Origin of the sequence: Paenibacillus catalpae (genome assembly GCF_900112695.1) — a bacterium.
GTDB classification, from domain to species: Bacteria; Bacillota; Bacilli; order Paenibacillales; family Paenibacillaceae; genus Pristimantibacillus; species Pristimantibacillus catalpae.
The window spans coordinates 354,603-377,055 of sequence record NZ_FOMT01000002.1 but is presented as its reverse complement, the minus strand read 5'-3'; the positions used below and the strand labels follow the sequence as shown (position 1 = coordinate 377,055).

The 22,453-nt window shown below is 50.1% G+C and carries 21 protein-coding genes; 9 read left to right on the top strand and 12 right to left on the bottom strand.

Annotated elements, in window-relative coordinates; genetic code table 11:
• Nucleotides 1–39: 39 nt before the first annotated feature.
• Entirely contained in the window at nucleotides 40–1,173 is a 1,134-nt protein-coding gene (locus tag BM200_RS09385) for a glycoside hydrolase family 88 protein (RefSeq protein ID WP_091186213.1), read from the bottom strand.
• A 321-nt stretch (nucleotides 1,174–1,494) separates the two neighbouring features.
• On the opposite strand from BM200_RS09385, the gene BM200_RS09380 reads away from it, so the two are divergent.
• A complete protein-coding gene (locus BM200_RS09380; RefSeq protein ID WP_483869916.1) occupies nucleotides 1,495–2,913 on the top strand; it encodes a family 43 glycosylhydrolase in 1,419 nt (472 codons plus the stop codon).
• On the opposite strand, the gene BM200_RS29960 is transcribed toward BM200_RS09380, so the two are convergent.
• From BM200_RS29960 to BM200_RS09355, 6 genes are all read right to left on the bottom strand, one after another.
• A complete protein-coding gene (locus BM200_RS29960) occupies nucleotides 2,894–2,995 on the bottom strand; it encodes a hypothetical protein (RefSeq protein ID WP_175532812.1) in 102 nt (33 codons plus the stop codon). The two genes, BM200_RS09380 and BM200_RS29960, sit on opposite strands and share 20 nt — an antisense overlap.
• Nucleotides 2,996–3,119: 124 nt before the next feature.
• Nucleotides 3,120–3,884, bottom strand: a complete 765-nt coding sequence (locus BM200_RS09375) for a response regulator transcription factor (RefSeq protein ID WP_091184315.1) — start codon at nucleotides 3,882–3,884, stop codon at nucleotides 3,120–3,122.
• Complete coding sequence (locus tag BM200_RS09370; protein ID WP_091184313.1) at nucleotides 3,865–5,703, bottom strand: sensor histidine kinase; 1,839 nt, start codon at nucleotides 5,701–5,703, stop codon at nucleotides 3,865–3,867. The genes BM200_RS09375 and BM200_RS09370 overlap by 20 nt, the downstream gene beginning before the upstream one ends.
• A gap of 78 nt (nucleotides 5,704–5,781) precedes the next feature.
• Complete coding sequence (locus BM200_RS09365; RefSeq protein ID WP_091184311.1) at nucleotides 5,782–6,810, bottom strand: TRAP transporter substrate-binding protein; 1,029 nt, start codon at nucleotides 6,808–6,810, stop codon at nucleotides 5,782–5,784.
• A gap of 101 nt (nucleotides 6,811–6,911) precedes the next feature.
• A complete protein-coding gene (locus BM200_RS09360; protein ID WP_091184308.1) occupies nucleotides 6,912–8,207 on the bottom strand; it encodes a TRAP transporter large permease in 1,296 nt (431 codons plus the stop codon).
• On the bottom strand, nucleotides 8,207–8,704 hold the full coding sequence (locus tag BM200_RS09355; protein ID WP_091184306.1) for a TRAP transporter small permease: 498 nt from the start codon (nucleotides 8,702–8,704) through the stop codon (nucleotides 8,207–8,209). The genes BM200_RS09360 and BM200_RS09355 overlap by 1 nt, the downstream gene beginning before the upstream one ends.
• Nucleotides 8,705–8,907: 203 nt before the next feature.
• Here BM200_RS09355 and BM200_RS09350 point away from each other — a divergent pair, with 203 nt between their 5' ends.
• The 4 genes from BM200_RS09350 to BM200_RS09335 all read left to right on the top strand — a co-directional run bounded on the left by BM200_RS09350 (nucleotide 8,908) and on the right by BM200_RS09335 (nucleotide 13,563).
• Nucleotides 8,908–9,225 (top strand): cupin domain-containing protein, encoded by a 318-nt coding sequence (locus BM200_RS09350; protein ID WP_091184304.1) that lies wholly within the window; start codon nucleotides 8,908–8,910, stop codon nucleotides 9,223–9,225.
• A gap of 254 nt (nucleotides 9,226–9,479) precedes the next feature.
• Nucleotides 9,480–10,283 (top strand): alpha/beta hydrolase, encoded by an 804-nt coding sequence (locus BM200_RS09345; RefSeq protein WP_175532811.1) that lies wholly within the window; start codon nucleotides 9,480–9,482, stop codon nucleotides 10,281–10,283.
• Between the two features lie 234 nt (nucleotides 10,284–10,517).
• The gene (locus BM200_RS09340) at nucleotides 10,518–11,132 is read left to right on the top strand and encodes a TetR/AcrR family transcriptional regulator (RefSeq protein WP_245772962.1); all 615 of its coding nucleotides are present in this window, start codon (nucleotides 10,518–10,520) and stop codon (nucleotides 11,130–11,132) included.
• Between the two features lie 49 nt (nucleotides 11,133–11,181).
• A complete protein-coding gene (locus BM200_RS09335; RefSeq protein WP_091184295.1) occupies nucleotides 11,182–13,563 on the top strand; it encodes an MMPL family transporter in 2,382 nt (793 codons plus the stop codon).
• Between the two features lie 49 nt (nucleotides 13,564–13,612).
• Here BM200_RS09335 and BM200_RS09330 read toward each other — a convergent pair whose 3' ends face one another.
• Nucleotides 13,613–14,272, bottom strand: a complete 660-nt coding sequence (locus BM200_RS09330; RefSeq protein ID WP_091184294.1) for an SGNH/GDSL hydrolase family protein — start codon at nucleotides 14,270–14,272, stop codon at nucleotides 13,613–13,615.
• A gap of 421 nt (nucleotides 14,273–14,693) precedes the next feature.
• A complete protein-coding gene (locus BM200_RS09325; RefSeq protein ID WP_091184291.1) occupies nucleotides 14,694–15,530 on the bottom strand; it encodes an SPL family radical SAM protein in 837 nt (278 codons plus the stop codon).
• Between the two features lie 157 nt (nucleotides 15,531–15,687).
• On the opposite strand from BM200_RS09325, the gene BM200_RS09320 reads away from it, so the two are divergent.
• The 4 genes from BM200_RS09320 (at nucleotide 15,688) to BM200_RS09305 (ending at nucleotide 19,021) form a co-directional block, all read left to right on the top strand.
• Nucleotides 15,688–17,361 (top strand): ribonuclease J, encoded by a 1,674-nt coding sequence (locus tag BM200_RS09320; RefSeq protein WP_091184290.1) that lies wholly within the window; start codon nucleotides 15,688–15,690, stop codon nucleotides 17,359–17,361.
• Nucleotides 17,362–17,456: 95 nt separating this feature from the next.
• Nucleotides 17,457–17,660: a hypothetical protein gene (locus BM200_RS09315; RefSeq protein ID WP_245772961.1), complete on the top strand. Its 204-nt coding sequence runs from the start codon at nucleotides 17,457–17,459 to the stop codon at nucleotides 17,658–17,660.
• 67 nt (nucleotides 17,661–17,727) lie between these two features.
• On the top strand, nucleotides 17,728–18,228 hold the full coding sequence (locus tag BM200_RS09310; RefSeq protein WP_091184286.1) for a DUF2243 domain-containing protein: 501 nt from the start codon (nucleotides 17,728–17,730) through the stop codon (nucleotides 18,226–18,228).
• The gene (locus tag BM200_RS09305; RefSeq protein ID WP_091184283.1) at nucleotides 18,215–19,021 is read left to right on the top strand and encodes a cytochrome c oxidase assembly protein; all 807 of its coding nucleotides are present in this window, start codon (nucleotides 18,215–18,217) and stop codon (nucleotides 19,019–19,021) included. The genes BM200_RS09310 and BM200_RS09305 overlap by 14 nt, the downstream gene beginning before the upstream one ends.
• On the opposite strand, the gene BM200_RS09300 is transcribed toward BM200_RS09305, so the two are convergent.
• The 3 genes from BM200_RS09300 to BM200_RS09290 form a co-directional block, all read right to left on the bottom strand.
• Nucleotides 18,999–20,468, bottom strand: coding sequence for a PAS domain-containing sensor histidine kinase (locus tag BM200_RS09300; RefSeq protein WP_091184282.1), 1,470 nt, complete (start codon nucleotides 20,466–20,468; stop codon nucleotides 18,999–19,001). The two genes, BM200_RS09305 and BM200_RS09300, sit on opposite strands and share 23 nt — an antisense overlap.
• A gap of 196 nt (nucleotides 20,469–20,664) precedes the next feature.
• A complete protein-coding gene (locus BM200_RS09295) occupies nucleotides 20,665–21,522 on the bottom strand; it encodes a sugar phosphate isomerase/epimerase family protein (protein ID WP_091184279.1) in 858 nt (285 codons plus the stop codon).
• A gap of 63 nt (nucleotides 21,523–21,585) precedes the next feature.
• Entirely contained in the window at nucleotides 21,586–22,437 is an 852-nt protein-coding gene (locus BM200_RS09290) for an acyltransferase domain-containing protein (RefSeq protein ID WP_091184277.1), read from the bottom strand.
• Between the last annotated feature and the right edge of the window lie 16 nt (nucleotides 22,438–22,453).

Genomic DNA, 22,453 nt, shown 5'->3' with positions numbered 1-22,453 from the left:
TATCAGTATCCCTTAAGCGGGAACATCTCCAATGATTGGCTAGCTCCGTTCCCTCTCATGCCAATAGCCGCTTATTCCTCTCTCAAGCCGAAGCAAAGCTTCCAGGTAGAAGTAGTCTCCCCAAATCATATAATCATCCGGCGCCTGCCCGCCCCGCACATGATAGGAGCCATGCTTCAGAAGACCTTCCGCGTCCTTATCGCCAATCGTCGAATAATGCTGCACCAGTGCTTTCATCGAACGTATTAAGCCGCTCTGCAAACAGGAATACAAAGCATCCTGTTCGTCCAGATGCGACAATAACTCCACAAGGCCCGCAGCGGCAATAGCGGAGGCCGAGCTGTCCCTGTACAACTGCTGCCCCGGCGGCAGATGAAAATCCCAATAAGCGACGCCGTCTTCCGGCAGATGCTGCAGGAAGTAAACCGCCATCCTTTTTGATGTTTCGAGAAACAGCGAATCACGGGTATAACGGTACGACAACGCAAAGCCGTAAATCCCCCACGCCTGCCCGCGCGACCAGGTGGAGCCGTTGCTATATCCCTGATGGGTTGCGCCGCCAACCGGTTCCCCGGTCAGCTGGTTGAAGAAAAACGTATGATAGGAGCTGTCATCCCCTCTTACGAGATACCTTCTGCTTTTCTCCGCCTGTGCCTTGGCAGCCTCCCGGTAGACTGGACTCCCCGTCTGCTCAGAGGCCCAATAGAGAAGCGGCAGATTCAGCAGGCAGTCGATGATGATCCTACCGCCCTCCACGGGATCCCCTTTTTGACCCCATGCCTGGAAAAAGCCTCCCGGCTCCCGCCAACGCTTCATCATTCTATCGGCCGCCTGCAAGGCAAGCCGCTTGGCGGATTCGTCTTTTTCCACGATCCATTGCGCCTTGGCGGATAACGAGTAGAGGAAGCCGATATCATGATGATCCAGAACGACATTGTCCTCCAGCCTCCGGCGGAAGCATGCTGTTGTCTTCCTTGCCGCCTCACTTAATCTCTCTTCTCCCGAATACTCATAGCCCAGCCACAGCAGCCCGCTCCAAAATCCGTTGGTCCAATCGTTATTCTCTATTAACGTATAATGACCGCCATCCCCTACATGAGGGTAGGCCTCTCCGAATCTATTCATATTGCGCGTTATGGTGGCGATTGCCTCTTCTATCGCTATCTTCCACATATCTACTCGCCCTTTCGTCTGGCTTTCTCCCATCGTAATCGAATGATGGCGCCGGAAGAGCGACAACTTTTGCCTGGCATGTGTAAAATTTTGACCTTTTTCCGCCATATTCGATTCCTGAAAACACTCCCAATGAACTAGTCATATTCCGTGAAAGCGCTTGTAAACATAGTACAGTCGGCCGGCGTGCAGCAAACCGTCTTGACCAGCTGAAGGGAGTGATGAAACGGGTTTCATGATTCTTGTGCAACCGATAGGAACAAAACCGATGAGAGCGGAGGCTGTTAAAAGATGAGTCAAGTTAGCCGATTATCCAAGCTTATGGTCAGTGTGGCTTTACTGTTAGCCCTGTTTGTTGCGGCGCTGCCTAACGCGAGTCATGCTGCAAGCGTTAACATTACGAATGGACCGGTATGGTACGATACAACCGGAGGCACCATTCAAGCCCACGGAGGAAGCATTATTAAAGCCGGCTCCACCTATTACTGGATTGGCGAGGATAGGCTGAACAACTCGCATAATTTTTCGAATGTCGTGTGCTATTCCTCGACTGACCTGAAAAATTGGGCATGGGTCAGCTATCCGCTCAAGAATACATCCGCGGCAGAGCTTGCCTCAAGCAAAGTTGAACGCCCGAAAATCATTTATAACTCCTCGACCGGCAAATACGTCATGTGGATGCATTATGAAAATGGCACGGATTACAGCCTCGGCCGTGTAGCCGTTGCGTCGAGCAGCTCCGTCTGCGGAAGCTATACATATCACGGCAGCTTCCGGCCGATGAATTATGAATCCAGGGATATGACCGTTTTCAAGGATGATGACGGAACCGCCTACCTCGTCTCCGCTTCCAACAAAAATGGCGGGGCCAATGACACGATGGCAATTTTCCAGCTCAGCTCCGATTATCTCAGCGTCGCTTCCTTCAAAACCTGGTATTCGGATAACGGCTACAGAGAGGCTCCGGCCGTTGTGAAGCAAGGCGGCAAATACTTCCTCATTACCTCGCAGGCATCCGGCTGGTATCCGAATCAGGGCGGATATTCGACGGCCACCTCGATGGCCGGTCCATGGACGGCCGTTGCGCCGTTAGGGAACCCGTCAACCTTTGCTTCACAATCAACGTTTATTCTGCCAATTCAAGGAACGTCCGCGACCTCGTATCTGTATATGGCAGACAGGTGGAATTCGAGCGCGCTTGGAGATTCCAGGTATATCTGGCTGCCGTTAACCTTAAACGGCTCAAGCGGCACGGCCTCTCTGGAATGGTACAGCAGCTGGAATCTGGATGCGGCCACCGGCAGCATCACCTATCCTTCCACGCTGACCAATCTGTCGCAGGGCAAGACAGCAACCGCCAGCTCATCCGCCTCCGGCTACGCGCCGAGCAACGCCAATGACGGCAACTACCAAACAAGCTGGAAGGCATCCGCCGCTACCTGGCCTTCCTGGTGGCAGGTCGATCTGGGCTCCTCCAAGAATGTCAGGGAGATTGATATTTCCTGGTATATGGTAAAAGGCTCAGAGGGCTATCACCAGTATAAAATCGAATACAGCACCAACGGCACCAGCTACACGACCATTGACCGGACGTCGAATAAAACGTACGGCTTCACAACCGACACCCTTAACATTACAGCGCGGTATATAAGAATTCAGCTCGTTAACGCCGTGCTCTGGAATAATCCGGGCAACTGGTATACCCCAACCCTATGGGAGGTTAAAGTGCTGGGCAGCTAACACCGGCTGGGACGGTATATTCCGTGCGGATGCTTCCATCCACCGCACGCTTATGCCGGACATGGATGACTCCGTGCGGCATCGGATACGTGCCCTCCGCCCACTCCAGGTAGAGACAATAGACTTTATTCCGGCGAATGATCTCATTTCCGCACCAAAGCCCGGCGTCCCCGAAGGAACGCCGGGCTTTCAGACGCCGGAAGTTGTTAATGCCGCAGCACTTGCTCCTGCCTGCGGAAATCGAGCGGGCTTTTGCCGGTTGTTTTCTTGAACGTGCTGCTGAAATAGGCGATATCGCTGTACCCCAGCCTTTCCGCGATTTCCGAGATGCGCAGCGAGGTGCGGGCAACCAGCATCTTCGCTTCTTCGAGCCGCAGCCCCGCCACGTAATCCGTAAAGTTGCGACCTGTATGCTGCTTGAAGTATTGGCTTAAGTAGCTGGCATTCATATGAACCTGGGCTGCAATTCCTGCCAAGCTGACATGCCCGGGACGTTCATGAATGAGCCGGAGCACCCGCTCCATAATCTCGCCATGTCCTTCCTCCGTACATAGAGCGGCGGTGCTCCGGTCTGTTTCTTTCTTCCGCTCTTGCTCCTTCATCCATTTGCCAAGCGTCTCCGCCAGCTCTTCGGCTTCAACCGGCTTCATTAGATAATCAATAACCCCGCAGCGCAGCGCCTTGCGCGCCGCCTGGAAATCATCATAACCGCTTATAAAGACAACGGAAGGGCTATTCGTTAATCCGGCAAGCTGCTCGATAAAGGAAACACCGTCCATCACAGGCATCTTCACATCCGCCAGCACAATGTCCGTTGTATTTCCCTGCAGCCAATCCAATGCTTCCAGACCGTTCGTGCATTCCTGCACAATCTGAAAAGGAAGCCCCGTCTCCCGGAGCACCTCCCGCAGAACGACCCTTACCCAGCGCTCGTCTTCCACCACTAGTACGCTATACGGAGATCGCGTCATGACTGCCTTCCTCCTTCAGCGGCAAAGTTATCGTAACGGTAGTCCCTTTCCCGGATTTACTGGCGAGCCTTAAGCCGTACCGCTCCCCGCACAGATGCATGATGCGGCGGTGGACATTAATAATGCCGATATGCGCGCCGTCGGTCGACAGCTCCTTTTCCCGCAAATCGCGCTCGATATGCCGCAAATGATCGGCTTCTATTCCGGAGCCCGAATCCTCCACCATAACCGTATAATCAGAGCCGTTTAACATAGCGGATATCGTAATCGTCACTCTGGAAGTACCCGTTTCTGTGCCATGAATGACGCAATTTTCCACCAGCGGCTGCAGCGAGAACTTCGGAATGTATTGCTCGAGCGCCTCATCGGGCACCTCAAACCGGAAATGCAGCTTATCCTCAAAACGGTACTTCTGAATGCCCAGATACATACTGCAGATCGCAAGCTCTTCGCGAAGCGTTACAACCGGGGATGCATGCCCCAGATTATAGCGGAGCATCTTTGCAAGGGAGGTGACCAGCTTGGAAATATCCGTAATGCCATGCTCAAGCGCCATGCCCCTCACCGTTTCCAGCGAATTATACAGAAAATGCGGGTTCACCTGCGATTGCAGCACTTTAAGCTCCGATTCCTTCTGCCTGAGCGACAGATCAGCCTCCCGCAGCTTGGCGGTATAGACCTCCTTCATCAACTGCTCCACCTTCTCGACCATCTGATTGAAGTCATTCGTGAGAATACCGATTTCGTCCTTGGATTCAACCTTTGCCCGCTCCGAGAAATTGCCGTCCTTCACCCGCTTCATGAAAAACTGAAGCTTGCGAATTGGAGCAACAATACTGGCCGCAAAGCCAACCGCCAGCAAATACGCCATCAGCAGCGTAATCAGCACGGCAAGCCAGATCGTGCGTCCGATATAAGCAACGCCCCGGTTCAACTCTTCATTAGGCATGATGGTTACCAGATGCCAATTCAAATAGGAGGAGCGGTTAAACGTGTAAAACGGTCCTTTTCCGCTCTGGAAATAACCGTCGTCCTGCCGCAGCATCCAGTCGGTGTAACGGAAATCCGCCTTTTGGCCAATCATGGATGGATCCGGATGATAGATGTACAGCCCCTTTTCATCCAGAATCGCCATATAGCCGGAACGGCCAACGGTAACGTTATAGGCGATTTCCTGAATCCGCTTGAAGTTAATGTCCATGATCAGCATGCCGACAGGCTCCAGTGTCCGGGAATCAATAATTCGCTTCACAATCGAGATGACCGGCTCCGAATCCCTTCCGCTTCGGCTGGACAGACGGCTGATCAGCTTGATATCTCCGTTCATCGGAACGGTATCGTACCAAGGCTCTCGCTCCAGCTGAGCAGCATAACGCATATCGGTATCGCTGCCGGAATCAAATATAGCCCTGTTCTCCAGCAGCAAGGTGATGCGGGAGATGTCAGGCCGGGAATAAGCGACATCCTTAAACAGCTGCACAATAGAGGGACGGGCCTTCTGGATTTCATCCGGACTGCCCGTCATGACGATACTCTTCATCTCCGGCTGATTCAGCAGCTTGATGGAGTCAATCTCGAAATCACGGATGTAGTACTCGATATGCGATTTCACCTGCTCGATAATTTGCCAGCTGCTGCGGCTGGCGGCGTCCTTCAGGCTTGCCGACGAGTTGCTGTAGGAGATCAGTCCAACAACGGTTAAGGGCACAACTACAAGCAGGGCCAAAAATACGAGCAGCTTAACGGACAGCGGCCGATCCTTCAAAAACAGTATTTTAAACAGCGCTTGCCCGAAGCGATAGGATTGTTTGAGGCGCATAACCGGTTCCCCCTGAATTGACGCGTCGCCAAATCCGTCCGAGCAGAAGGAAACCGGGAGTCAGCCTCGCTTCACTTGTTATTCGGCTTTCTTGATCGCGTCCAGAATATCGCTGTAATCCGCGCGGTACTTCTCAATAACCGGCTTCACCGCTTCTCTCCAAGGGGTGAAATCCGTCACTTCGGTAATCGTGACGCCGGCTGCTTTAATCTTCTCCTCCGATTGCTTCTCGAACCGGTCCCATTCCGCGCGCTGCGTCGCTACCGACTCCTGCGCCGCTTCGCTAATGATCTTTTTATCCGCATCCGAAAGCTTATCCCAAGTAATCTTGCTGATTAGAAGCACTTCCGGAACGCGCTGATGCTGATCCAAAATCAGGTTTTTAGCCTGCTGGTAGTGGTTCGACGTATCATAGCTCGGATAATTGTTCTCTGCTGCATCAATAACTCCGGTCTGCAAAGCGCCAAACACTTCACCGTAAGCCATCGGCGTTGCATTCGCTCCAAGCGCTTCCATCAGATCGATATTCACTTTATTTTGAATAACGCGTACCTTCAGCCCCTTCATATCCGCGATGCCGGCAAGAGGCTTCGTCGAATAGAAATTACGGGCGCCGGAGCTGTAATACGCAAGGCCCTTCATACGGGAGGATTCCAGGCTGTCGAGCAGAGCTGAACCCTTGTCGCTCTCGAGGAACTTCCACAGATGCTCGTCGCTGTTGAAAATATACGGAAGACTAAATACTTCATATTCCTTATTAAAGCCGCCCATCGCGCCTGTGCTGACACGGGTAAGCTCAATGGCGCCAAGCTGAACCTGCTCGATAACGGCCTTTTCTTCACCAAGCTGGGAGGCTGGGAATACCTCCACTTTGATTCGGCCCCCAGACTTTTCATTCACGAGCTCCGCAAACTTCCGGTCGCCAACTACCGTCGGATAACCCTCCGGATGCGTATCCGCCAGGCGGAACGTATACTTGGGTCCTTCGGAGGCGCTGGCTCCCGCATTCGTGCTGTCAATCGTTTCTTTCGTATTGGAACTGCAGCCAGCAAGTATAATGGCAAGCATGGATACGGCGAGAACGGATCCCCATGTACGTTTGTTCATGACATAATCGCTCCTCTATTTTTGAATTATACGATACGCCTTTCCCTCATGGAAAGCGCATACATGATTTACTTCATGTAAATCATTCCAACTGCAAGCCGCTACTGGACCAAATTCGGCAGCCACATGACAATTCCCGGTATATAGGTCAGGATGAGAAGGACGATACATAACACGTAGAAAAACGGCATCATCGCTTTGGTCGCCTGCGAGATAGAGATGTTGCCAATTGCCGCGCCTACGAACAATACGGTACCAACCGGAGGGGTAAGCAGGCCGATGCCAAGGTTCAGCATAAGGATAATGCCGAAATGAACCGGGTCCATCCCGATAGACGTCACAACAGGCAGAAGAATTGGCGTCATAATCAGGATGAGCGGCGCCATATCCATCGGCGCGCCAAGCAGCAGCAGGACAACGTTAATGATAAGCAGGATCAGAATCGGATTATCCGAGATGGTAAGCATCCAATCGGTAATCATGCCCGGTACCTGCAAATAAGCAAGCACCCAGCTGAACGCAGCGGAGGCCGCGATCAGGAACAATACCATCGATACGGTCCGGAACGTTCTTTTTAATATCACGGTCATTCGCTTGAGCGGAATATCGCGGTATATAAAGAACGTCAGCACAAATGCATAAAGACAAGCGATCGCTCCGCTCTCCGTTGCGGTAAACCAGCCGGAAAAGATGCCGCCAAGGATAATAACCGCCGTGAGCAGCGACATAAAGCCGTCGCGCAGAATACGCGGAATATCTTTGCGGGATACGGGGTCCCCCTTCTCATACCCGCGTTTTACAGCGAAGACGTAGCTGGTTGCCATTAGCGAAATACACATCAGAATGCCGGGTACAATTCCTGCAAGGAACAGGCTTGTAATCGAGATCCCTCCGCCTGCCGCAAGGGAATACAATACGAGATTATGGCTGGGAGGAACAACAACGCCTTGAATGGCTGAGGATACGGTGACCCCCACCGAATAATCGGTATCGTATCCCTTCTTCTTCATTGACGGGATCATAACCGATCCGATGGAGGACACGTCCGCGATCGCCGAGCCGGATATATTGCCAAAAAACATGCAGGCCACGCAATTCACCATAGCCAGCCCGCCGCGGATGCCTCCCACAAATAGCTGAGCCAGATTAATGAGGCGCAGCGCCATTTTCCCCTCGCTCATGATCTGCCCGGCCAGAATAAAGAACGGGATCGTTAAGAGGGAGTACGAGTTCATGCCTTGAATCATCGTCTGCCCGACGGTCGCGAGCGGCACCTTCAGATACAGTAAAGTGAGAATCGAGGAGCCTGCCAGACCAAGCGCAATCGGAAATCTCAGCAGGACGAACAGGATAAAGCTCCCCGCCAGAATACATGTGGCAATTGCCGTGCTGTCCATTATTCATGCCCTCCTATTTGCCGGTGCCTTCTGGTGTCGATTCCTATTAATTGAAGAATCGCGTAGATGCAGACCAACACGCCGGTAATTGGCATGACAAGATACAAGAGACTATTCGGCCAGCCGGTTGCCGGAAGCTCGGATTCGCTCATCAGCTTCGTAAAGTCCCAGCCGTAATAGATGAGGTACACGCCAAAGGCAAAGATCGTTAAGCCTATCAATTTATCCAGTACGAGGTTAACAGCCTTCGGCAGCTTGGATGTAAAAGAATCAATCCCCATATGCAGATGCTCCCGGAAGCCAAATGCGATGCCGAGGAACGAAAACCAGACCATCAGCAGCATCGTAATTTCTTCCGAGCTGTGAAATACAAAGCTGAACACCTTGCGGGTGAACACTTGCACCGTTACGACTATGATCATCGTCAATAGACCGATCAGCGTAATGGATTCCAGCACAGTGTCGATAGCCAGCGCAATTTTTTTAAGCGTTTTCATTTATCCTCCCCCTACGGTTTGTAAGGCACGATGGCCTGCGCTTTTATTGTAGCGGTGTGAGCCGGTGAGCCGTATTTGAGTAATTTTATAATTTTTTGTGGTTTTTTTAGTTCCTTCTGATTAGCACTGCCAAGACGAGGCAAACTGCGCTACACTTCACGTATGGGCATGAAGACATCAAGGTTAGGGAGAGTGAACAGGCTATGAGTAATATCGGAGTATGGGAAAATGCGGAGCCGGGCGTTACCCGGTGCATCAAGCAGGCAGGCGACAGCCTGATGATGATGGAGGTGCATTTTGAACCGGGGGCTGAAGGCTATGAGCACAGCCATCCGCATGAACAGATGAGCTATTGCATGAAGGGAAGGATCGCTTTCCGCATCAACGGCGTGGAAACCGTGCTCGCTGCAGGCGATACCATCTGCATTCCGAGCGAAGCGAGGCATGGGGTAACCGCGCTGGAAGCATCGGTACTGCTCGATGTGTTCACGCCGGTGCGCGAGGATTTGCTGAAGCGTTAGTTTGCAGAAATAGAGAGGGTGCCCATGTCGGGCACCCTCTCTCTCAGACTGCCGAGAAAGTCTCGGGAGCCCCTTATCCTACGGCGTTCGGAATCCTGTTCATAGCCGGAATCGGGCTTATCTAGCTTAGGACAAAATCTGCTTAGGTCCTCTTAAAATGCACAAAATCGAGCGAGAAGCCAGCCTGATTATGCGCTAAACTTGGAGAGTGTTGTTATCGATTCAAGATCCGATATCAGGAGGACATGATCATAATGAAGCTGGAAACGATTAAACTTGAGCACGGCAAAAAGGCTGCTCTTACCGTCTATCTTCATGACATTATGGAATTGAGTGACAAAGCACGTCCCATTATTTTGATAACTCCAGGGGGAGGGTACGGAATCGTATCCGAACGGGAAGCAGAACCGGTTGCCATTGCCTTCTACAATGCCGGCTATCACGCGGCTGTTCTGCGATATTCCTGCGGGGAAGACGCAAGGGATATGCAGCCCATGATCGAAGCGTTCGAGTCCATTCGACTTTTTAAGGAACGTGCAGAGGAGTGGCGTATTGCAGAGGATAAAATTGCGGTATGCGGCTTCTCGGCAGGCGGACATCTGGCGGCATCAACAGGAACCATGTGGAATGAACCCGCGCTAATGGAGCGGTTGAACCGCACCCGGGATATTGGGAAGCCTAATGCCATAATCTTGGGGTATCCCGTCATCTCCTCCGGCGAATTCGCGCATCGGGGTTCGTTCTATAACCTGAGCGGTTCTCACGAGGATGATGCGGCGGCCGAATTCTTCTCAATCGACAAGCGGGTGAACAGCGAAACGCCTCCGACCTTCATCTGGCACACGGAGGATGATCCTGCTGTAACAGTCGAGAATGCCTTGCTCCTAATCAGCGCTCTGCGCAAACATCAGGTACCTTTCGAATGCCATATCTTTAATAAAGGACAGCACGGGCTGTCCATGTGCAACACCGAAGTGAATACGCCTAATCCGCACTGCGCCCATTGGTTCAACTTATGCGTGGAGTGGCTCGATTCAATCGGGTTTGGTGTGGAGTAACGGGAAAGACCAGGGAAAACGATTCCCTGGTCTTTCGTTTTATTGAATGTTGTTGGTCATCACATAAACAGGGCGTTCGCAACAAGAATAGTACATCGGCTTCGATCGGATGACCCGGGTTCCATTCTGCCACAAAACCGTCAAACTCTTCCCATTGTGCATTATTGCCCATTGGGCAATAATATAATAAATACAGCTAATAGAATCGAGGTGAAGGCATACGGCCGAAGAACCATGAACAAACAAAGCTTGCGTGATGTCAAAAGAGAGGCAACGGCAAATGCACTGGCCGAAGCCGCGTTTGATCTGGCGATGGAACTTGGACTGGATGGCTTTGTTGTTGAGGATGTTGTACAGCGTGCGGGATATTCGAGAAGAACGTTTGCGAACCATTTCTCCTGTAAGGAGGAAGCGGTTGTAATGGGCGCCTCTGCGTTCAATAATGTGGATGAGGTTCAGCATCTGTTCGAGAATCTGCCGGAAAACTCCACCCCGCTAGAAGTCATGGAGCATCTGGTCAGGATGGAGCTTACCGCTGGACTGTTCAAAAAAACGCGTGATCTCGTCAAGCTCTCCGAGAAGCATTCTACGCTCGCGCCTTATATCCTTAGCGCTCTTCACAGCCATCAAGGGCTTGCCCAGCAATTACTGTTTGATCTATTCGAGGAACATTATCCGAAAGGATACATCCAGCTGCTCGTTGGCGCCGCATATGGCGCTGCGCTTCCCATGATGTATGGCAGCAGCAACATCCTGTTCCCCGGTCAGGCAAGCGAGGAGTCGCCGGATTCCATCCCTCTGGATCAATATTTAGACGAAATGTTCGGTTACTTAAAGAACGGTTTCTGATTGCAGTACTGCCATATTATCCCCTATATAAAAGGAGAAACTTACTGTTATGTCTACTTTCCTGTACAAAATAGGCAAAACCGCTTATAACAAGCCCTGGCATTTCATCATCGCCTGGGTCGCTATTCTCGGTATTGTTGGTGCCTTGATTGGCATTAATGGCATTCACACCAGCTCTGAGATGAAGATTAAAGGCACCGAAGCGCAAAAGGTATTAGACCAGTTGGCCAAAGAACTGCCTGAAGCATCCGGCGGGCAAGCGAGCGTTGTGTTCACGGCTCCTCAAGGCGAACGTCTGGATACCCCGGAACGCATAGCCGCCGTTATGAAATCGATCAATGATGTGTATGGCATTGACTATGTCATTAATCCGGCTGAAATAGCTGCGGCGGCTGGTGCAACAGCTACTGACGCTGCTCAATCCGGAGCTGCTGCCGGCGGCGCACAAGACACACAAGACGCACAAGGCGCAAACACGGATCAGACATCTGCAGCTCAGCAGGCTCCATATGGTCCTCTGATCGTGGATGGCAATCCGGTGCCTGGCGTTATGATCTCGTCCGACGGCAACGTAGCCTTGTTCCAATTCCAGTTCACCGTTCAGCAGATGTCGCTGCCGCAAGAGGTTATTGACTCGGTCGTTGATGACGTTACGGCTGTTGAGCAAGCAAACTTGGGGATTAAAGCATTGCCAAGCGACACGCTTGTTGGCAAGCCCGCAATAGGCGCTACCGAAGGCATCGGCATTGTGGTTGCAGCGGTCGTTCTCTTTATTACGCTTGGCTCTGTTGTTGCAGCCGGTCTTCCGCTTGTGACGGCACTTCTTGGTGTAGGCATTAGTGTAGGGGGCGCTTATTCCCTCTCCAAATTCATTCCGATGACCGATATCACTCCAGCTCTTGCCATGATGGTTGGTTTGGCAGTCGGCATCGACTATTCCCTATTTATCGTGAACCGTCAGCGCCGCATGATCATGGATCAAGGTTTAAGCGCACGCGAAGCGGCGAGCAGAGCGGTCGGCACTGCCGGCAGTGCGGTATTCTTCGCCGGACTAACCGTTATTATCGCATTATGCGGCATGGTTGTTATGAATATTGATTTCTTGACTGCGATGGCGCTGGTCGCTGCAGCGAGTGTCTTCATTAACGTCCTGGTAGCGCTGACGCTGCTGCCGGCACTGCTTGGTCTTGTAGGAGAGCGAATCTGCTCGGACAAAGCACGTCAGAAAAACAAAGAGCAAGAGAAGGTAGCCCGTCAAGGAACGGCACACCGCTGGGCGAACGGAGTGGTGAAACGCCGCTGGCTCGTGATTCTTGGTGTTATCGTAATCCTTGGTACAGCAGCCATTCCTGCTGCCGATATGAAGCTTGGCATGCCTTCCGGCGACACGGCGAACCTGGATACGGCAGCAAGACAAAGTTATGACGCCATCTCGGCTGGCTTTGGGGAAGGCTTTAACTCTCCGTTGCTTCTGGTTGCTGAACCTGCGAACTCTTCCGACAAAGTTACGCCAGAATTGCTGGGCAAGCTTGTACAGGATATCCAGCAGCATGACGATGTCGCGGTCGTTTCTCCAATGGGGATTAACCAAACCGGGGACATCGGCATCATTAGTGTCATTCCGAAGTCTGGTCCAACGGACGAAGCAACAAACAATCTCGTTCAGGAGCTTCGTGATCATGACTCCAGCATCTCGCAAAACAATAAAGTGACGCTAGGCGTGACCGGCTTCACCGCGATCAACATTGACATGTCCGCGAAGCTGGCCGAGGTGTTCCCGATCTATATCGGCATCATTCTCATCCTGTCGCTGATCATTCTGCTGCTCGTCTTCCGGTCGATTATCGTTCCGGTGAAAGCTACGATTGGCTTCCTGCTTAGTATTCTCGCTACCTTCGGTGTTACAACGGCGGTCTTCCAATGGGGCTGGCTGCATGACTTGTTTGGCTTTGATACCGGCGGCCCGCTTCTCAGCTTTATGCCGATTATGGTATCCGGCATTCTGTACGGTCTTGCAATGGACTATCAAGTATTCCTTGTCAGCTCCATGCGGGAAGCTTACGTGCACGGGCATAAAGGAACTTCGAGTGTTATCGATGGATACAAGCAAGCAAGCCGCGTCGTTGTGGCAGCTGCCGTCATCATGGTCTCCGTCTTCGCCGGCTTTATCCTGACGGAAGATATTATGCTGAAGCAGATCGGCTTTGCCCTTACCATCGGTATTCTGATCGATGCCTTCTTCGTTCGCATGGCGCTTGTTCCGGCCATTATGGCTGTCTTTGGCGACAAAGCATGGGGTATGCCAAAATGGCTCGACCGCATCTTGCCGAACCTCGACGTCGAAGGCGACAAGCTGATTGCCGAGCTTAACAAGTCTACAAGCGCAAAAGATAATAAAGACATTAAGGCTAAACCTAGTCGGGCTCACTAAGCCGTTAGACAAAGAAGGGACCACTGCTGTCAGTGGTCCCTTTCCCTATTTACAAGCCGCGGTTGTAATCGTATTCTATCACTTGCAGGAAAGCTCGAGCGAGAACCGCATGTCCCGACATATTCGGATGAACCCGGTCCCATGCCAGTGTTGCCGGATAAATATGAGCGAGAACCCGGTTAAACGCTGCTTGCGTATCAACAAACCTGGCGTCGTACTTGGAAGCAATCCGCTTGACGACCTCGCCGTATTGATCCATCGTGCTGCGCATCGGATCTGCCTCATTGGGCTCAATATAAAATGGCGTCATTAACACCAGTCCTTGCAGCTGTGGCCGCGTGCGCTTCACAAGCGACTCCAGTTTTTCTTCATATTCTTCTATATAGACATGCTGCTCGGTTTGAGCCGGCATATCATATTGCCTCCAGACATCGTTAGTGCCAATCATAATCGACAGCCAGTCCGGCTTCAGATCCAGCACATCCGTCTGCCAGCGTTCCTCCAGGTCGCGAACGTTATTGCCGCTTGACCCCATGTTCACAACGCGAATGCCGAGCTCCGGATATGTCGCCGTCAGCAGGGCATCTACCAGCGAAACGTAACCTTTGCCAATAGCTCCGAACAGCCCTTCACCTCTAGGTCTTGCCCGTTCGCAATCCGTAATGGAATCTCCAATCATGACCAGCTTCGCTTCTTGTCCCAACAACATTGGTCTTCCTCCCCCTCTTATAAAACAACCTGTGCTTTTTGATTCATTCCGTCCATATCAACTCCTAGTTTAATGGCAGGTTCTGCCTTTTTCAATGCATAATAGCAGACTTCTTTCTATCGGGATACACAAAAAGGTGTACCATGAAAATGACAATGGGACACCCCTGTTCGGGTTATATAGCAAACTACGCATTTTAATGTTCTTCCAATCGCCATTGCTCAGGGATTCCTTGAATTAACGAGGTAGGGTTGGAATCCCTTCACAAAAGCGAACGCTATCGCTTCTCCAGAATCATTAAAATGCTCCGTTTTGCCATTAACCTGTCAATCAAACCCCTTAAGGACAAACCGAAAAGAAGCCGCTCCTTGACCGTTTCTTTAGCAAGTGAATCCCTTATGAGGCGGTCTCTTCTTCTCTGCTAGCGGAGTGGAAATGCCTCGCTCTTCGACACATGAATCATCTCTGTCGGGTAGAAGGAGCGGAAATACGTCTCCACCCGCACATGAATATCACTCCGGTACCAATCCGTAAGATCATGATCATCAAACAGCTGGGGCATCCCCAGCCGCTTCGACCTTTTCCCCATTGAGCCATCTCCGATGCTAAGCGTATCAATCCAGATCCGATCAGCTATCCCCTCGAGTGTCTTCGGAAAATCAGGCGTAAACGGCAGCACGGGAGAGATAGCAGCCTGCGTCATAATTCCGGCATCATGAACGTCTCTCAGCGCCTTCAAACGCAGCTTGATGCCTGGCGCATAAGGGGCGAACAGCTGCTTCATATCTTCACGATCCGTCTCTATCGTCATCGATACTAGAACCTCGCATTTGTCCTTAAGCTCCGCGATAATGTCCAGATCCTTCAATATAAGCGGGCTTCGCGTCTGAATTTGAATCAGATCGGGAGGATACTCCAGCATTTCCTGCAAAATCCGCCGGGTAATTCCCGCTTCCCGCTCGATGGGCTGATAAGGATCTGTTGCCGAGGACATAAAGATATGAATCGGCTTGTTCTTCCGGCGAAGCTTGATTACTTCCTTCCGGTATATATCCGCCGCATTTGATTTGATATCTACCCATTCTCCCCATGGGATTTGCTTGAATTTCTGAATGGGCATCTCTCTGACGTAGCAATATTTGCAGGCAAACGCACATCCGCTATATGGATTAAGGGAATGGGTAAAGCCTATATCCAAGTATCCCTTGGCTTCGCTTAGGATGCTCTTGGATACGATATCTCTGATTTCGATGACCATGGCAATCCCCTCTCTTCAATAATAATAGGAACATTTGTTCCTATATCATACCTAAACTTCGCCTATTAATCAATTCTCGCCAAGAATAATGGGCCTTAGGAACGGGAAAACCAACGGAACAAGGAAAAAATAACAAAAATGGATTGGCGGATGGTTCATGACAACAAATCATAAATTATCAATTATCCCGCTTGGCGGGGTTAACGAAATCGGGAAAAACATGTACGTCATTCAATGCGGTGATGATCTTATTGTTGTAGACTGCGGTTCAAAGTTTCCGGATGAAAGCTTGTTAGGCATCGATGTCATCATACCGGATATCAGTTATCTCATTGAAAATGAGGACAAAGTAAGAGGGCTCGTTGTTACGCATGGTCATGAGGATCATATAGGCGGAATCCCTTACGTGATCAAGCAGTTGAATATGCCAATCTATGCAACGAGGTTAACGCTCGGCTTAATAAAGGGAAAGCTGAAGGAGCATGGATTGCTTGGCACGACAACTCTTCACCAGATTGATTCACAGTCCGAGATCACCTTGGGCAGCGTGCCGATCAGCTTTTTCAGCACCAATCATAGTATTCCGGATTGCCTCGGGGTTGTTTTCCACACGCCTCAAGGGACGGTAGTTCATACCGGAGATTTCAAGTTTGATCTGACTCCGGTCAATAACCAGTATGCCGATATTCACAAAATGGCGGAAATCGGGAAAAACGGCGTATTAGCCCTCTTGTCCGAGAGTACCAATGCAGAGCGTCCGGGATTTACTCCTTCCGAGCGTCTGGTCGGAGCTAACATTCAGGAAGCCTTCTACAATGCGGAAGGGATGATTTATATCACAACCTTCGCCTCCAATGTCCATAGGCTTCAGCAAATTATAGACGCCGCGGCCAAAACGGATCGGAAAATCGCTTTAGCCGGCAGAAGCATGGTCAACGTTGTTGACATTGCCTCCACATTGGGCTATCTGAATATGCCTCAGACGATGCTGGTAGATATCGCGGATGTGAACAAATATAAGAGAAACGAAATCACCGTTATGTGTACAGGCAGTCAAGGAGAGCCAATGGCTGCGTTAGGACGTATTGCCAGCGGCAATCACCGGCAGCTTGCCGTCCACCCGGGCGATACCGTTATTTTTGCCTCTTCCCCTATTCCGGGGAACGAACGCAATGTGGCGCGTATCGTGGATAATCTGTTCGAGAGGAAGGCAAGCGTCATCTACGGCCCAGGCTCAAGTACGGGAATGCATGTATCCGGCCACGCCAGTCAGGAAGAGCTGAAGCTGATGCTCACTTTAATGAAGCCTCAATATTTTATTCCCATTCACGGCGAATACCGTATGCTTCATCTGCACCGTCAGTTAGCCGAATCCGTCGGGGTCAATGCGAGCAATATTTATATCCTGAACAATGGAGACGTTGTGGATTTCGCCGGGTCGGAGGCTTTACAGGAAAGAAAGGTATCCAATGGCGACACGTACGTCGACGGTCTAGGAATAGGCGATGTAGGAAATGTCGTCTTGCGCGATCGCAAGGTGCTGTCTGCGGACGGGATTCTAATCATCGTTATTACGGTTGGAAAATCGGACAATAAAATCGTATCGGGACCGGATATTATCTCCCGCGGATTTGTATTTGTGAAAGAATCGGAAGGTTTAATGGAGGAAGTCCACCGGATTACGTTAAACGAAATGGAACAGCTTCAGGATAACAATCTCCATAAGCCTTGGAATCTCTATAAGCAAAGCATTAAGGAATCGGTCGGGAAATTCTTGTATGCCAAGACGAAGCGAAGACCCATGATTCTGCCCATCATCATTCTGGTCTAGCGGCGGCCATACCAAGATCATCCTGCCCTGCCTGATGAAAAAGGGAGTTCTTGGATATACTACCCTAGGCCGATGATCCTGTCGGCGGTATGACAATGAGGAAGGTGGAGAGACAATTGACAAGCAGCCGCGGCCATCAAGGTGCACATGGAATTGGACAAGTGGAAAAGCAATTAAATCGCCAAGCAGAAGCTGCCGAAGCGATGCAAGGCACTAACCAGACGGATCAAGAGGTTCTTGCAGCCAGCCACGAGCACTCCTCTGTTCTGGAAGAAATCGTCGAAACGCAAAGCGAGTAAGTTGAATAAGAACATGAAAAATCCGCGGACCCCGCGGATTTTTTAAAACCATCAAAGGGGGAACCAGATGAGTAATCGCACAAAACAGAGGTCCAAGGATATCCCTTACAAAAGCCGTAATCTATGGTCAGGCATTTTATTTGGACTTGGCATGGTTGCCTTTATAGACGAGACGGTTTTCCATCAACTCTTGCATTGGCACCATTTTTACGACAAGTCTACAACGGATATTGGACTCGCCTCGGATGGATTGTTTCATGCTTTTAGCTGGATCGCGACTATTGGCGGACTGTTTATTCTGGCTGATCTCCGAAGAAAACATGCCCTATTGCTTAGCAGATGGTGCGGAGGGGTCCAGCTCGGGGCAGGTTTTTTTCAACTATACGACGGAACCATCCAGCACAAGCTGATGCGGCTGCACCAAATTCGTTATGTAGACCATGTATTTATCTATGATCTGATTTGGAATATAGCGGCCTGTTTAATGATATTAAACGGTCTATTTCTTGCGGTTCGTTCGCGCGGCAGACACGAGCATGGAGAAGCCTCCACCTATGACCACGAATAACGTTCATCCAATCGGCGGGATCATACCCCAGCTGTTTCTGGCCTTTCCGTTTGTGCTCGCTTTGGTCTTGTATATCCTTGCTGCAAGGCTATCCAATCGGTATCACAAGCCGTGGCCGATCAGCCGCACACTTTGCTGGACTTTGGGATCTCTTATGGCGACAATTTGCGTATCCGGTCCCCTGGCCAATCGTGCCCATGTCCATTTCGAAGCTCACATGGCTGTCCATATGCTATTGGGAATGCTGGCACCATTGCTTATGGCGATGGCTGCGCCGATGACCCTCTTACTGCGAACACTTGCCCCACCTGCGGCAAGACGGTTTTCAAGATTTCTCGGGAGCTGGCTATCGCGCCTATTAACCCATCCCGTTGTTGCATCATCCCTTCATATGGGAGGGCTTTGGTGCTTATACATGACTGATCTGTTCTCTCTTATGCACGAGAGTATCCCTATCTATCTGATCGTGCATATTCATATTTTCTTGGCAGGCTATCTGTTTACAATATCATTGATCTATATCGATCCGATCCGCCACCGGGTCCCTTTCTTGCTTCGGGCAGCCGTATTCGTAATGGCTTCCGCAAGCCATGGCATTCTTTCCAAGCACATCTATGCTTACCCGCCTCATGGAGTTCCGTTAACTCAAGCCGAAACCGCTGGTTTGCTTATGTATTATGGCGGAGATGTCATGGATATTGCTCTTGTCTGCATCCTTTGTTTGCAATGGTTTAGAGCAGCCAAACCCCGAATCGGCCAATTGAACACTCCTATATTTCCCCCGGAAAAGTGACGGACGCTACTGTGCCTGTTGAAGTGGAGCAAATCGCCAATTCCCCGCCCATTTCAACGATAATTTGCTTGGAAATGAATAGGCCAAGGCCATTACCGGTCTGTTTCGTCGTGAAAAATGGAGTAAACAGCTTGTCCATCACTTCAGCGGAGATTCCGGGGCCGGAGTCTTGTACAAAGATGGTCACCGACTGATGCCCTTCTCTAAGACCCAGGACCAGCGTTCCTCCTGTCTCCATGGCTTCAATGCTATTTTTACACAGATTAAGAATGACCTGCTTTAACAGAGACATATTGGCTATAACCGATTTACTATGAGCAATCCCGTAAGTATCCAAATGAATATTTTTCATATTCGTATCCACTTGAATGAGCGGGAGAATATCATGAATTAACTTCGTCATGTCTATCCGTTCCATACTGCTCTCTTTGGGCTTGCGAAGCCATAACATCTCGCTGACCAGTTCATTGATCCGGGACAACTCCGTTAAAATCAAGCTCACATATTCCTGCTCTTTCACGATACCGTTTCTTCTCAAGGTTTCCCCGATGAGATGGACAAAGCCTCTAATACCCGTCAGAGGATTACGTATTTCATGCGCCACCCCGACAGCCAGTTCGCCGAGTGCGGCATTCATCTCCGATAAGCGCAGCATCTTTTCCATGTTTTTGCGCTCGGATATATCTACTGCAGTTGCTATGATTCCCGTAACGTTTCCTTGATTGTAATAAGGACTAAGGGTCTTAAACAGACTTCTCCCATACATCTCGGTTTCAAAACTGATCGTTTCGCCTTGGAGAATTTGATCGTAATATTTTCCTTCCTTCTCGTAGAGATGGGGGAAAATTTCCCGAACCGTTTTGCCATAGCTGTTTGCGGTGGTATATCCGATCTCTTCTGCCATTCTCCCTTCGGCCAGGACGTAATAAAGCTCGCCGTCTTCTCTCATCTTCATTTGTACAACAAAGCCGTTAACCAAACGGATGGTCTGCAGCAGCTCTTCTTTCATTTCCTCATATTTATTTCTTTCCATAGCTTTAACGATTGTGATGTCTCTTCCGGCAATGAGTATGCATGGCATATCCAGGATGTGTATCAGTTCCAGATTCAGCACGCAGGTTACGACATTATTGTTCTTGTCTTTAACGTCAATCTCCAAATCCTGAATGATTCCTCCGTCCAGCAAAGCAGATGTAATCTTCTCTCTCTGGTCCACATTTGTCCAGATTCCCAAGTCAAAGACATCCAGCTCAAACAGCTCGTCATCACCATAACCTAACCGTTGAAAAACCGGATCATTGGCATAAACAAATTCGCCGTCATGGAAAGTTGTAATACAGACGAATTCCGATTTCATATTCAAAATGCGGTTTAACATCAGCTGAGTCAGCTCGCTATTCTGATTCACAAAAAGCTCGTGTTTAAAGCGATCTCTAAGTGATAACATGGTTTCCCCCTACATTCCCGGTCTATATTTTATAGTAGTGATTATACACTTCTACTTAAAAATGGAATAGCGGAAAACAAATTTACCTAGCCGGCTAATGGCAGAGCAAACGAAACAAGCTGGCTCCGGTATAATACCGAAAGCCAGCTTGTTTCTTTGTTGAAAAGGTTATCTTCCATTATTCGAAGTCTGAAATTTAAAGTGTTCCCCAAATCTTTTTCAATTGGTTGAGGCCCTGCTGCACGGCAAATCGGCAAGGCTCCAGACCCTCGAACTCGACGGAAATATAGCCGTCATAGCCCGATTGCTTAACGATGCCAAGCACGCGCCGCATGTCGATATCCCCATGACCAACGATAGCCCCCCGCAAATAATTGCCATTGGCGGAACGGAACCAGCCCTCTCCCAGGTTGCTTTCGGGATGACGCACATAGAAATCTTTAATATGTACCATTGAAGCGTATGCTATGTTATTCGAAACGCCAGAGGCCGGATTCTCGTCAACGCAAAGAAAGTTGCCTATATCCAGAGTTGTTCTGAAGTTCGTCCGGTCCGTTGCATGGATGAGTGTCTGCACGCGGTCGCTTGCCTGCAGAAAATAGCCATGGTTCTCCACGCTAGTCGTAATGCCCTTCGCAGCCGCGTAGTCCGCGATTCGGCGGCAAGCCTCGGCCAGCTTGGGCAGCTCGTTATTGAAATGACGAATTGAGGTGTCAGGTGACGAAGCAACATCGTGACGCATCAATAAGACGCCAAGCTTCGCCGCGATATCCACTTCCCGTTTTACGCGTTCGATCTCCCGCTCGTATTCCGCTTCACTCTTGCCGGCAAAATTCGCGCCAATCAGGTAATTCGAGAGGATAATGCCCTTCTCTTCCGCTCTGCGGCGAACATCTTCGATCAATTGCGGGTTTTCGGTCAAATTAAAACCAAGCGGAACAATCTCGACATGCTCCCCGCCTATTTCCGCTACGGTATCAATGACACCAAGAACGTCCATCTCCCCTGATTGCAACGCTTGATAATAGCTATAAGTGCTTACCCCAAATTTCATTGCTGAATCTCCTCCCAGTGTGGCTGACTCATTAATGGAAATGTCTATTAAATAATAGCACGATTAAATAGTCGCCGCATCCGGCCAATCTCCTGTCGTTGTCAGGCACGGTATATGGACGCCGCATCCGCTCCCAAGTGTTCCGCTATTGCTTAATAGGGCTTTTGCTGCTCGCCGCAAGCTCGTTTCTTCCCCGTATTTATCCGGACTTGTCTCCAGCCGATTAAAAATTCTTTGCTCCGCTTCCCTTGATTCTTCATCCACTTCATAAATACGGAATAGCTGCTGGAACCTCAGGATATTCGACTCCGCCTTCAATACCTTATTTAGACCGGGGTATAGCAGCCAAGAGCGGCAAATATAAACAGCGGGAATTCCCCTGAAAAACTTCCTGGCTAAAAGGAAAGAATGAGACACCTCTTGCGGAGTTAAAGGTTCCCCCTCCGGAATGTGAATATTCAGCACGAGCTGATGCTTTTCCACCGAGTATTCTCCTGCCTTCAAGTTCTCTCCGTCAAATGCCACGGGTTGAAACTGCAGTCTCCCCAAACGAAATAATTGGAGCCTGACATGCTCCTGAAGCCAGTTGTACTCTTCTATGCCATACTCGCCGTAATCCCGGTAGCAGACCTCGCTCCAAATCCGGATATCCTTGAAGGTATCGAAATATATCTGATCTTCAATACCCCGAATCCGGTATTCTTCATAAGCATCCACAGCAAATCTCGCAAAAAGATACAACAGCATTTGCCTGTATCCCGCTGCTCCCGTAACATAACGGAAGAACGAATGGCGGTCCGTTTGAAAATGCTGTTTTAACTTCGCATATTCCTCTTCTTCTAGGCGGAAATCAAAAATGATTCGGCTGGCTTCCTCTCCTAATTGAATTCCTTTACAAAACTCATTTAAATGCATAAATAGATTACTCCTC